The organism is Glycomyces sp. L485 (genome assembly GCF_022548875.1).
Classification (GTDB): Bacteria; Actinomycetota; Actinomycetes; order Mycobacteriales; family Micromonosporaceae; genus Glycomyces.
This window is the reverse complement of the sequence record NZ_JAKZEW010000003.1, coordinates 19,633-32,256: the sequence shown is the minus strand read 5'-3', so window position 1 is coordinate 32,256 and position 12,624 is coordinate 19,633. Positions and strand designations below refer to the sequence as shown.

Here is a 12,624-nt window from a genome sequence, read left to right as displayed (position 1 = left end):
ATGAAAGCGCTTTCTAGAGTGAGCTCGTCGCCACTGGCGGTGAATCTCGTTGAGGTAGGGTTTCGTTGCCGTGTCAATGGGCGTACAGAGTATTTCGGAGTGGAACCGTAGAAGGAGCGCGCGTGAGCCGGTCGCAGCAGAAGCCGAGTCGGGTCCTGGTGGTGACGCACCCGCTCCGGCAGGACGTGGCCGAACTCGCCGAGAAGATCGCCGCCGCCCTCCGCGAGGCCGGCGTCGCCGCGCGGATCCTCTCCGGCGAGGTCCGCTCCCTGACGCACCCCGACGCGCTCCTGGTCGCCGATGAGGTCTCCACCGCCACCGCCGACATAGTCCTCGCCCTCGGCGGCGACGGCACCGTCCTGCGCTCGGCGAAGATGGCCGCCGAGGCCGACGTCCCGCTGCTCGGCGTCAACTTCGGCAAAGTCGGCTTCCTCGCCGAGGCCGAGACCGGCGAGCTCGAGACGGTCGTCTCGCGCCTCCTCGCCGGCGACTACTTCGTCGAGGAGCGAACCACCATAGCCGTCGAGGCCGTCGACGCCAGGGGCGAGAAGACCGACTCGTGGGCGTTCAACGACATCGCCGTCGAAAAGGCCGAGCCCGCCCGCATGCTGGAGCTGTACATCGAGATCGACGGCTCCCGGATCTCGCGCTACGGCAGCGACGGCGTCCTGTGCGCCACCCCGACCGGCTCCACCGCGCACGCCCTCTCCGCAGGCGGTCCGGTCGTCTGGCCCGATGTGGACGCCCTCGTAGTCGTGCCGATGAACGCGCACGCCCTGTTCGCCAAGCCGATGGTGATCAATTCCTCCTCGGTGATCCGGATCGGTGTCGAATCGGTCGGCACGGCCGGAGCGCTCATCGCCGACGGCAAACAGGTCGCGCAGCTGACCGCCGGCTCGACGGTGACGATCCGCCGCTCGGACCGCCCGGTGAAGCTCGTGCGCATGTCCGAGCGCTCATTCCCCTCGCGATTGGTCTCGAAACTCTCTCTGCCAGTTGACGGTTGGCGCCACGGCCGTATGTAGACAGGTGGTTGTCGCAGCGACCGGATAGGCTCGGGTACGTGTTGGACGAGCTTCGGATCCAGAACCTGGGCGTGATCGCCGACGCCACCCTTCCGCTCGCCCCCGGTCTCACCTGCATCACCGGCGAGACCGGCGCTGGGAAGACCATGGTCGTCGCCGGTCTCGGCCTCCTCTTCGGCGGCAGGGCCTCCCGGGCGCCTCTCGGCAAGGACAAGGCCCTTGTGGAGGGCCGCTTCATGGTCGGTGAGGGAGCCCTCGAACTGCGTGAGCGAGCCATCGAGGCCGGTGCCGAACTGGAGGACGGCGAACTGCTGCTCTCCCGCTCGGTGTCGGCCGAGGGCCGGTCGCGGGCCTGGGTCGGCGGCCGGGCCGCGCCCGTCGGGGTCCTGTCCGAACTGGGCGAGCTGGCGATCTCCGTCCACGGCCAGTCCGACCAGATGCGATTGCTCCAGCCCGCCGAGCAGCGCGCCGCGCTCGACCGCTTCGCCGGCGCCGACCACGGCAAGATCCTCGAGGCCTACCGCGCCGCCTACCTCGAATTGGGCGCATGCACCGCCGAGCTGTCCCGCCTGCGCACCAGTGCCCGCGAGATGGCCCGCGAGGCCGACATGCTGCGCCTGGGCCTCGACGAGATCAACGCCGTCGAGCCTCGGGAAGGCGAGGACGCCGAGCTGGCCGAGGAGGCCAGGCGCCTCCAGAACGCCGAGTCGCTGCGCCTGGCCGCCGCCACCGCCCACACCGCGCTGAACGGCGACCCGACCACGGGGGACGGGGGAGCGGCCGACACGGTCGGCGTCGCGGCCCGCGCCCTCGAGCACGACGCCGCCGACGACCCCAAGCTCGCCGAGTTCGCCGAGCGGCTCTCCGAGGCCGGAGCGCTCCTGTCCGAGGCCGCCGTCGACCTGTCCCGCTACCTCGACGAGCTTGAGGCCGATCCGACCCGGCTCGAAGAGATCTACGGCCGCCAGGCGGCGCTGAAGTCCCTGTACCGCAAGTACGCCGAAGACCTGCCCGGCGTCCTGGCCTGGGCCGAGAACGCCGGAAAACGCCTCGGCGAGCTCGACGTCTCCGACGAGCGCGTCAGCGAGCTGGAGACCCGGTGCACCGAGTTGTCGGCCCGCGCCGGCGAACTCGCCGCGCAGCTGCGCGCCTCCCGACTGGCCGCCGCCGAGCGCTTCTCCGAAGCCGTCTCGTCCGAGCTCAAGGGACTGGCGATGCCGCACGCCGCCGTCACCGCCTCCGTGGTGCCTCGCCCCGCCGGCCGCGGCGGCGTCGACCTCGTAGTCGAGACCGGGGTCTCCGGTGCCTCCGAGGACGGTGCCGACGAGGTCGAGCTGCTGCTCCGGCCGCACCCCGGCGCGGCCCCGGCCGGGCTGCACAAGGGCGCCTCCGGGGGCGAGCTGTCCCGCGTCATGCTCGCCATCGAAGTGGTCTTCGCTGAGATCGGCGGCCCGCCGGTGCTGGTCTTCGACGAGGTCGACGCGGGGGTCGGCGGCCGGGCCGCCGTCGAGATCGGCCGCTGCCTGGCCAAGCTCGCCCGCCGCTACCAGGTCCTCGTCGTCACCCACCTGCCCCAGGTCGCGGCGTTCGCCGACCGCCACCTGGTCGTCAGCAAGGACACCTCGGGGGCCGTCACCGTCTCCGGCGTGCGCGTCGTCGACGACGCCGAGCGGGCACGTGAGCTTGCTCGCATGCTCGCAGGCATGCCCGACTCGCACCTCGGGGTGGCCCACGCTGAAGAACTCCTGGCAGAGGCTGCCAAGATGAAGGCCTAGCGTCCCGCAGACCGATGCGGCGCGCCGCTGCCCCGCTGTTGAGGACGAGTGGCATGATGATGCACGATGCGTGTACCTAGCTTGCGTTTGCCCGGCCGTAGCCCGGAGTCGCCCTCCGGAGACGACCGGCTGGTCGGCACCGCCCGACTCGACCGCCGGACGAAGCGGCTGTGCGGCCGCCTCGAACCCGGCGACGTCGCCATAATCGACCACGTCGACCTCGACCGGGTCGCCGCCGACGCCCTCGTCGGCACCGGCGTCGCCGTCGTCGTCAACGCCGCCAAGTCGATCTCCGGCCGCTACCCGAACCTCGGCCCGGAGGTCCTCGTCAAAGGCGGCGTCGTGCTCATCGACGGTGTCGGCGACGAGATCTTCGACAAGGTCCGCGAAGGCAAGTCGGTAACCGTGGACGGCAACCGGATCTTCTTGGGAGACGAGGAGATCGGCGCGGGCGCGCTCCAGAGCGAGAAGAGCGTCGCCACGGACATGGAGGCCGCCCGCGAAGGCCTGTCCGTCCAGTTGGAGGCCTTCGCCGCCAACACCATGGAATACCTCAAGCGCGAGCGGGACCTGCTGCTCGACGGCGTCGGCGTTCCCGACGTCGCCACCGACTTCAACGGTCGCCACGCGCTCATCGTCATCCGCGGCTACAACTACAAGGAGGACATCGACGTCCTCCGGCCCTACATCCGCGAGTTCAAGCCCGTGCTGGTCGGCGTCGACGGCGGCGCGGACGCGCTCCTTGAGGCCGGCTACACGCCCGACATGATCGTCGGCGACATGGACTCGGTCTCCGACGACGCGCTCCGCTGCGGCGCCGAGATCGTCGTCCACGCCTACGCAGACGGGCGCGCGCCCGGCATGGAGCGCATGGACAAGCTCGGCGTCCCCGCGATCCCCTTCCCGGCCGCCGCCACCTCCGAGGACATCGCCATGCTCATGGCCGACGAGAAGGGCGCCTCGCTCATCTGCGCCGTCGGAACCCACGTCACCATGGTCGAGTTCCTCGACAAGGGCCGCGGCGGCATGGCCTCGACGTTCCTCACTCGCCTGCGCGTCGGCGGCAAACTCGTCGACGCCAAGGGCGTCTCGCGGCTCTACCGGCAGGACATGTCGATCTCCGCGCTCCTGCTGCTCATCGTCTCCGCCCTCGCCGCCATGGCGACCGCCATCGCCATCTCCACCGTCGGGCGCTCGTTCGTCGACGTCATCGCCGACTGGTGGGACGGCCTGCTCTTCCAAATCCAAAGGCTCTTCTCGTGATCAACTTCCGTTACCATCTCGTCAGCCTCACCGCGGTCTTCCTGGCGCTCACCGTGGGCCTCATCCTCGGCACCGCCGCCCTCAACGGACCCGCGATGGAGGCGCTCGAGGCGACCAGTCAGAGCCTGCGCGACAACAACAACGCGCTCCGCGAGGAGATCACCGCGCTCCAGGACGAACTCGAAGACGACCAGTCCTTCGCCTCCGAGATCGCCCCCTCCTACCTCGCCGAGAAGCTCACCGGCCAGAACGTGCTGGTGGTGGCCCTGCCCGGCGTCGAGACCGACGTCGCCGAGAGCGTCGAGGAGATGCTCGGCCACGCCGACGCCACCAGCGCCGGACGCATCACCCTCCTCGACGACTACTTCGACCCGGCCAACAACGACGAGCTCGCCAACCTCGTCGACGGCGTCACCCCCGACACCATCGAAGCGCCCGTGACCTACAACGGCGCCGAGGCCATGAGCTCAATCCTCGCCGCCGTCACCACCAGCAGCTTCGAAGGCGATCCCGTTGAGATCACCGCCGGCGACATCACCACCGCCACCACCGGTCTCGAAGAGTTCGGCATGCTCGCCGTCGAGGACGAGCCCACCGGTGCGGCCACCGGCGTCATCGTCATCGGCTCCTCGGCCGCGACCGACTCCGACGCCGAGGCCCGCAACGCCGCGATCGTGACCCTGGCCAACGCGTTCGCCGTGGACGCCCCGACCGTCTACGCCACGACCTCCTCCGCGGGCGACGGCAACCCGCTCGCCACCTTGCGGTCCGAGGAGAACGAGGCCACCATCTCGACGATCGACAACGCCTCGACGCAGGGCCAGATCGCCGCGCTCGTCTCGCTCACCGACCTGATCAGCGACGGCACCGTCCACCACCTCGGCACCGGGGAGGGCGCTGAAGGCCTGCTCCCCGACGCGGCCTAGGATTCCGCCCATGAGCCAGCTATCTCGCACAGCTGGGCGGGCGTTCCTCGGCGGCCTCGCCGCCGGCGGGACCATCGCCGCGATCAGCGCCGTCCGCCGTTCCAAGTGGTCGACCGATCTCGACCGCGTCAATCACCGAGGCGACACCGTGAGCCTGGCCGAAGGGCCCGGCGTCACCGTCGGAGCGACAGTCGCGGCCGTCGCCGGCTCCACATCACCGGCCTACGCGGCCGCCGCGGCCACAGCCGGGCTCACCGCCGGAGGCCTCGGGCTCTACGACGACATGGCGGACACCAAGGGCGAGAAGGCCAAGGGCTTCAAAGGCCACGTCTCGGCGCTGCTCAAGGGCCGCGTCTCGGCCGGGCTCGTGAAGGTCGTCGGCATCAGCTCCGCCGGGCTGGCCAGCGCCGCGCTCGTCGACGCCGTCAGCGAGAAGCGCCCGGCACACTGGGCCGCCAGGCTCTGGAACATCGGCGTCAGCGGCGGCGTCATCGCCGGAACCGCCAACCTCATCAACCTGTTCGACCTGCGCCCCGGCCGGGCGCTCAAGGTCGTCACCGTGCTCTCCGCGCCGCTGTCGCGCCCGCCGGGACCGAAAGCCCGCTCTACGGCCGCCAGCGGCGCCAACACCGCCCTGGCGGTCTCGGCCTCCGCCGCCGCGGCCATGAGCGACGACCTCGAAGGCAAGACCATGCTCGGCGACTGCGGCGCGAACGCGCTCGGCGCCCTGCTCGGCCTGTCGTTCATCGCCCGCACCGGTCCGGTGGGCCGCCACATCGCCCTCGCGGCCCTCGCCACGCTCATCGGCACCAGCGAACGCGTCAGTTTCACCAAGGTCATCGCCGATACACCGGTGCTCCGCGAACTGGACGAACTGGGCCGGAATTCGGCGTGACCGACACCCGACGCGAAGTCGGTCGTGCCGCCACCCTCATCGGTGCGATCACCGTAGGTTCACGTCTGGCCGGATTCGGCCGGATGCTGGTGTTCACCTGGGCGGTCGGCTACCTCAGCCTCGGTTCCGCCTACCAGAGCGCCAACACCATCCCCAACCTGATCTTCGAACTCGTCGCCGGGGGAGCGCTCGCAGCGCTCGCGGTTCCGCTGCTGTCGGCCCCGCTCGCCCGCCACGACCCCGCGCAGGTCGACCGGATCGCCTCGGCCCTGATCACCTGGGCCCTGACCGCGCTCATCCCGATCGCCTTCTGCGTCGCCCTCTTCGCGCGCCCCCTGGTCGAACTCGTCGGCGGCGACGAACTCGACGCTGCCACGATCGACACCGGCACCGAGATGCTCGTGCTGTTCGCCCCGCAGTTGCCGCTGTACGGCATCGCGGTCGTCCTCACCGGCGTCCTCCAGGCCCACCGCAGGTTCGCCTGGCCTGCGCTGGCGCCACTGCTCTCGAGCCTGACGATGATCGTCGTGTACGTGGTCTACGGGATGCTCTCCGGCAAGGAAGTGGAGGTCACGCGGGTCACTCAGAACGAACTGCTGCTCCTCGCTCTCGGCACCACCGTCGGTGTCGCCGTCCTCGCCGGATGCCTGTTCATCCCGCTGAGCCGCCTCGGCCTGCACCTGCGTCCGACCTGGCGATTCGACGCCCACCTCACCAAGAGCGTCAAGGCGCTCGCCATCGCGGGCATCATCACGCTCGGCGCGCAGCAGCTGTGCCAGTTCGTGCTGCTGCGTTTCGCGAACAACGCCGGTCCCGGCCCCGTGGTCGTCTTCACCGTCGCTCAGACGTTCTTCCTGCTGCCGTGGGCGGTCCTCGCCGTGCCGTTCGCGACCGCCGCCTACCCGAACCTGGCCGAGGCGCACGCCCTCGGCCGGCCCAGCGTCTACCAGCGCACCATCGCCGCCACCGGCAGGGTCGTCCTGGTGCTCGCCGGCCTCGGCGTGACCGCTCTGGCGGGCCTGGCCGAGCCCATCGCGACCGTCCTCGAAGGCGTCCAGGACACCGCCCCGAAGGGCGCCATCAGCGCCACGCTCGCCGGGCTCGCCTTCGGCCTGTTCGGCTACTCGATGTTCGCGGTCTACTCGCGCGGCCTGTACGCCGTCGACCGCGCCTACGCCGCCGCCGGAGCGACGGCCGCAGGATGGGGCTCGGCCGCGGTCAGCGCCATCGTCCTCTCGCTCGTGATGCCCGTGGAGCACCGTACACTCGCGCTCGCGATCGGCTGGTCGATCGGCATGACCGTCACGGGAATCGCCCTCACGGTCGCCGTCGGCGTCAACACCGGCGCCGCCAGTCTCAAGGGTCTGGGGCGCGCGCTCGCCGCCGCGGTGTGCGCGACCGCCGCCGCCGTCGCCGCCGCCCGGGCCCTCCTCGCCTGGTGGGGACACGCGGGCTCGATCGCCGCGGCCGTCGCCGAGGGCCTCGCGGCCGGCGCCGTCGCCGCGCTGGTCTACGTTGGAGTTGCGGCGGCCGTCGATCGCCGCGACATCCTCCGGGTGGTCCGGCGCGGGACTGGCAGAATACGACCGACCGAAGAACCAGACAAGAGCGGAGAAGACCAGTGAGCCACCGACGCATCGCACTGGTGCTGGGCCCCTCCACCGGCGGCATCGGCACCCATGTCGCCTCCCTGGCCGCCGGCCTGGTCGAGCGCGGCGACGCCGTCCTCGTCGTCGGCCCGCCGGAGACCGAGGAACGCTTCGGCTTCCGCTCCAGGGGCGCCCGCTTCGCGCCCGCCCCGATCACCGCCAGGCCATCGCCCGAGCTTCCGCTCGCCTGGTGGGCCGCGCGCCTCGCCCTGCGCGGGGCGACCGGCCGCGGCGTCGACGTGGTCCACGCCCACGGGCTCACCGCCGGGCTCACCGCGATGGCCGCGCGCCCGCGGCAGGCCGCGCTCGTCACCACCTGGCACAACCAGCTCATCACCTCCGGGCTCAAGCGCAAGGTCTCCGACCGGATCGAGAGGCGTCTGGCCCGCGGCGTCGACGTCGCCCTCGCCGCCTCCTCCGACCTCCACGAGCACCTCGTGTCGCTCGGGGCGGGCGACGCGCGCCTCGCTCCCGTCGCCGCCCCGCCCCGCCGGGCCGCCGGGGAGGCCAAGGCCGTCCGCGACGAGCTCGACCTCGGCGACCGGCCCCTGATCGTGTCGGTCGGGCGCCTCCACGTCCAGAAGGACTACGACACGCTCATCGCCGCCGCGAAGCGCTGGAGGGCGCTCGAGCCCGCGCCGGTGGTCGCCGTCGCCGGCGATGGCCCCGAACGCGAACGCCTCCAAGACCTCATCGACGAGACGGGCGCCGATGTGCGCCTCCTGGGCCACCGCACCGACGTCGCCGACCTCCTCGCCGCCGCCGACCTCGCCGTCGTCACCAGCCGGTGGGAGGCCCGCCAGCTGTTCGCACAGGAGGTCCTCCAGTCCGGGGTCCCGCTCGTCGCCACCCGCACCGGCGGCATCCCCGAACTCGTCGGCGACGCCGCCGTCCTGTTCGAAGTCGGCGATGTCGACGCGCTCGACGACGCCGTCCGCGGTCTCCTGGCCGACCCCGCCCGTTTGGACCGCCTCACCGAAGCCGGCCGCGCCAAGGCCGCTACCTGGCCCGACGAGGCGCAGATGCTCGACTCGCTCGACGCGCTCTACCTGGAACTGACGGGGAGATAACCGACCCGTGCTGGAAAAGTTCGAAATAGGGCGACTGGTCCGCCGCCTGCGCCGGTCGGCGGCGCACCACCGTGCCACAGTGGCCGCCTGGGCGGCCGTGGCCCTCCTCGCGGGGATCGCCGCCTGGCAGATCCTGCCGCCGCCGACCGAGGAACGCGTCCCCGACTCCGTGGAGTCCGTGACCCTCCTCGGCGTCGGCGGCCTGACCTGGACCGACATCGACACCGAGAACACTCCGAACCTGAGCGCCCTGGCCGAGGGCGGCTCGCTCGCCGAGCTCAACACCAACTCGGCCCGCAACTTCACCTGCACGCTCGACGGCTGGCTCACCCTCTCGGCAGGTGCTCCCGCCGTCAGCACCGCCTTCGGTGACACCGCCGACTGCGGTCCCGTCGACGCGGACCAGGTCACCGTCGACGGCGACGGCGCCGCCGTCAGCGGCCTCACCGACCTCGTCGCGCTCAACCGCGAGCTCGACCAGGGCACCGAACTGGGCATGCTCGCAGCCGGCACCTCCTGCGCCACCGCCATCGGCCCCGCCGCAGCCTACGCCGCCGCGAACTCGGTCGGCAACGTCTCCGAGTACGCCTCGACCGTCCCAAGCGGCGACGAGCTCGCCGGGGCCCTCGCCGAGTGCCCGCTCACCGTCGTCGACGGCGGTGTCCTGCCCTCCGGTGAGGCCGAACGGGCCGCCGCCCTGGCTTCGATCGACTCGACCGTCGGCGAACTCCGACAAGCCCGCGGCGAGGGCTCGGCGATCATCGTCACCGGCATCAGCCAGACCCGCGAGCCGAACCGGCTGCTCGCCACCATCGCGAACTTCGGCGGCGAGGGCGACCACAACCTGCTCGACCTTCCCACCGAGCGGCCCGGCTACCTCCGCCTCACCGACCTGAGCGCGACCATCCTGGCGCTGCTGGACGCCCCGTTGCCCGAGAACGTCACCGGTTCTTCCGCCGGGGCCGTCTCCGACATGCTGTCCTATGAGGAGCGCCAAGCGGTCTTCGACGACACCGACACGCGGCTCATCGCCGCCGACGTCGCCGCGCCGGCCACCCAATGGCTGCAAGTGCTGCTGTTCCTCGCCCTGACCATCGTCGCCTGGCCCCTGCTGCACCTGCTGCGCCGTGCCGGCCAGCCGGGCGTCAAACCACCGCCGCTGTGGCTCATGCGCGCCAACATCGTCATCGCGCTCGTGTGCGCCCTGTTCTTCGGCGCCGGCATCCTCGCCGACTTCTTCGGCTGGTGGAACACCTCGCAGCCCGGCATCATCGGCCCAGCGGCCGCGCTGGCGATCAGCGCCGTGTGCGCCGTCGCAGCGATCATCCTGCCGAGGCGCCACAGTCCCGCCGGACTCATGGTCACCGTCTCGGCCTTCGGCCTGCTCGTCACCGTCCTGGCCATGCTCTTCCACACCTCCGCCCCGCTTGGCACGCTCCTCGGCGACTACACGGTCGCCGACTCGTCCTCGAACGAGCTCGGACCGGTCGCCACCGGTATGTTCATCGCGTCCCTGTGGCTGCTCGCCGCCGCAGCGGCCTGGGGGCTGCCGCGCCGCTTCCGTGCGCCGATGATGGCCGGGATCGGCGCGCTGGGCGTCCTGGTCGTCTCGGTCGGGTTCCTCGGCGACTCCATCCCGGCGGCGGTCGCCATCACCGTCGGGACCTGCCTCGCCGCCGCCATCGCCACCGGCGGCTGGGTGTCGTTCTCCCGTCTGGCCTGGTCGGGCCTCGCCGGCGTCGCCGTCCTGCTCGGCCTGTCCTGGATCGACTACCAGCGGCCCGAACCCGAACGCGGCGCGCTCGGATCCTTCCTGGCCGACCTCACGGGCGAGACCAGCGGCGTCATCGCCACCGGCGTCGGCTCCAACATCGTCGCCGTCTTCACCTCGCCGCTGAGCCTGCTCACCGTAGTCGCCGGTCTGTACTGCTGGCTCGTGCTCCTGCGCCCCGGCGGCGGACTGCGGCGGGCCTTCGGCCTCTACCCGCCGCTGAGGGCCGCGTTCTCCGCCGCCGTCGTCGGTTCGGCGATCGCGGGTCTGCTGCAGGGCAAGGGACTCATGAGCCTCGGATCGGCGCTGGCGGTCATGGTGCCGCTGGCGATCATCGTCAGCCACCGTGTGCTCGCGCGCGCCCATGTCAAGGACGGCGAGTACTCGGACATGATCGTCGACGCACCGTCTTGGGTCGACGAGGAGAAGAACCGGGAAAGTGTTAGTGTGGAATCCCGTGGATAGGTTGATCCACCGGCGGTGAGAGCCGCATGATCGACACTCTGAATACCACGGGAGTTCGCTTTGGCCAGCGCCGCTAACGGTCAGGTTCGTGCAACGAAACACCTCTTCGTCACCGGCGGGGTCACCTCCGCCCTCGGGAAGGGCATGACCGCAGCCAGTCTTGGAAATCTGCTGACCGCGCGTGGGCTCTACGTGGTGATGCAGAAGATCGACCCTTACATCAACGTCGACCCCGGCACGATGAACCCGTACGAGCACGGGGAGGTGTTCGTCACCGACGACGGCGGCGAGACCGACCTCGACATCGGCAACTACGAGCGGTTCCTCGACCGGGATCTGTCCAAGCACGCGAACGTCACCACCGGACAGGTGTACTCGGACGTCATCGCCAAGGAGCGCCGCGGCGACTACCTCGGCGCCACCGTGCAGGTCATCCCGCACATCACCAACGAGATCAAGGCGCGATTGGCGGCGATGGCCGATCCCGACCCGGAGACCGGCCGTGTGCCCGACGTGGTCATCACCGAGGTCGGCGGCACCGTCGGCGACATCGAATCGCTGCCGTTCCTGGAGGCGATCCGCCAGTACCGGCACGACATCGGCCGCGACAACTGCTTCTTCCTGCACGTCTCGCTGGTGCCCTATCTGGCCGCGTCCTCGGAGATGAAGACCAAGCCCACCCAGCACTCGGTGGTGCAGCTGCGCAGCATCGGCATCCAGCCCGACGCGATCGTCTGCCGCTCCGACCGGCCCGTGCCAGAGGGCCTGAAGCAGAAGATCGCCGGGTTCTGCGACGTGGACGACGCCGCCGTGGTGTCGGCGCCGGACTCGAAGTCGATCTACGACATCCCCAAGACGCTCCACTCCGAAGGCCTGGACGCCTATGTGGTGCGCAAGCTCGACCTGCCGTTCAAGGACGTCGACTGGACCGCCTGGGACGACCTGCTCGACCGGGTACACAACCCGGCCTCGACCATCGAGGTCGCGATCGTCGGCAAGTATGTGGAACTGCCCGACGCCTACAAGTCCGTCGTCGAGGCACTGCACGCGGCAGGGTTCGCCCACCGCGCCAAGGTCGACGTCCGCTGGGTGAGCTCCGACACCTGCCATAGTCGCGAGTCGACCGCGGAGGCCCTGGAGGGGGTCGACGCCGTGCTCATTCCCGGCGGCTTCGGCCACCGCGGCGTGGCCGGGAAGATCCGTGCGATCACCCACGCCCGCACCCACCGGATCCCGACCCTGGGCCTGTGCCTGGGGCTGCACTGCATGGCCATCGAGGGGATGCGCGAGATCTCCGGCCTGGTCGGCGCCGACTCCGAGGAGTTCGACGGCAAGGCCGAGCACCTGGTCATCTCGACGATGGCCGACCAGACCGACATCGTCGCCGGCAAGGGCGACATGGGCGGGACGATGCGGCTGGGCGCCTACCCGGCGAAGCTCACCGAAGGTTCGCTCGTCGCGGAGGTCTACGGGGCGAGCGAGGTCTCCGAGCGCCACCGGCACCGCTACGAGGTCAACAACGCCTACCGCGAGCAGATGATGAAGGCCGGGTTCGTGATCTCGGGGCTGTCCCCGGACGGGCGCCTCGTCGAGTTCATCGAGCTCGACCGCGAGATCCACCCGTACTTCGTGGCGACGCAGGCCCACCCGGAGCTGAAGTCGCGCCCGACCCGCCCGCACCCGCTGTTCGCCGGGCTCGTCGCAGCCGCGCTCCGGCGCGCCGAATCCGACCAGCTCGACCTGGACGTGGCCTAGAACGGCGACGGGGCCGAGCGGCATTCTCGC

At 70.9% G+C, this 12,624-nt stretch carries 9 protein-coding genes; all 9 read left to right on the top strand.

Annotated elements, in window-relative coordinates; all coding sequences use genetic code 11:
- Positions 1 to 122 precede the first annotated feature (122 nt).
- The 9 genes from L0U85_RS02645 (at position 123) to L0U85_RS02605 (ending at position 12,594) form a co-directional block, all read left to right on the top strand.
- Positions 123 to 1,025: an NAD kinase gene (locus tag L0U85_RS02645; RefSeq protein WP_241376117.1), complete on the top strand. Its 903-nt coding sequence runs from the start codon at positions 123 to 125 to the stop codon at positions 1,023 to 1,025.
- A gap of 38 nt (positions 1,026 to 1,063) precedes the next feature.
- Positions 1,064 to 2,800 (top strand): DNA repair protein RecN, encoded by a 1,737-nt coding sequence (recN, locus tag L0U85_RS02640; protein WP_241376116.1) that lies wholly within the window; start codon positions 1,064 to 1,066, stop codon positions 2,798 to 2,800.
- A gap of 66 nt (positions 2,801 to 2,866) precedes the next feature.
- On the top strand, positions 2,867 to 4,063 hold the full coding sequence (gene steA / locus L0U85_RS02635) for a putative cytokinetic ring protein SteA (RefSeq protein ID WP_241376115.1): 1,197 nt from the start codon (positions 2,867 to 2,869) through the stop codon (positions 4,061 to 4,063).
- Entirely contained in the window at positions 4,060 to 4,989 is a 930-nt protein-coding gene (locus L0U85_RS02630; RefSeq protein WP_241376114.1) for a copper transporter, read from the top strand. The genes steA and L0U85_RS02630 overlap by 4 nt, the downstream gene beginning before the upstream one ends.
- 10 nt (positions 4,990 to 4,999) lie before the next feature.
- On the top strand, positions 5,000 to 5,884 hold the full coding sequence (locus L0U85_RS02625; RefSeq protein ID WP_241376113.1) for a hypothetical protein: 885 nt from the start codon (positions 5,000 to 5,002) through the stop codon (positions 5,882 to 5,884).
- Entirely contained in the window at positions 5,881 to 7,509 is a 1,629-nt protein-coding gene (locus L0U85_RS02620) for a lipid II flippase MurJ (protein WP_241376111.1), read from the top strand. Before L0U85_RS02625 ends, L0U85_RS02620 begins: the two co-directional genes overlap by 4 nt.
- Positions 7,506 to 8,603, top strand: a complete 1,098-nt coding sequence (locus L0U85_RS02615) for a glycosyltransferase family 4 protein (RefSeq protein WP_241376110.1) — start codon at positions 7,506 to 7,508, stop codon at positions 8,601 to 8,603. The genes L0U85_RS02620 and L0U85_RS02615 overlap by 4 nt, the downstream gene beginning before the upstream one ends.
- Positions 8,604 to 8,610: 7 nt before the next feature.
- Positions 8,611 to 10,839 carry a hypothetical protein gene (locus L0U85_RS02610; RefSeq protein WP_241376109.1) on the top strand — a complete coding sequence of 743 codons (2,229 nt, stop codon included), beginning with the start codon at positions 8,611 to 8,613 and terminating at the stop codon, positions 10,837 to 10,839.
- 60 nt (positions 10,840 to 10,899) lie between these two features.
- Positions 10,900 to 12,594, top strand: coding sequence for a CTP synthase (locus L0U85_RS02605; protein WP_277605297.1), 1,695 nt, complete (start codon positions 10,900 to 10,902; stop codon positions 12,592 to 12,594).
- Positions 12,595 to 12,624 lie beyond the last annotated feature (30 nt).

Excerpts from the sequence above, each read along its gene's own strand:
- steA (WP_241376115.1), top strand. The coding sequence starts at position 2,867 with ATGCGTGTACCTAGCTTGCGTTTGCCCGGCCGTAGCCCGGAGTCGCCC.
- L0U85_RS02625 (WP_241376113.1), top strand. The coding sequence starts at position 5,000 with ATGAGCCAGCTATCTCGCACAGCTGGGCGGGCGTTCCTCGGCGGCCTC.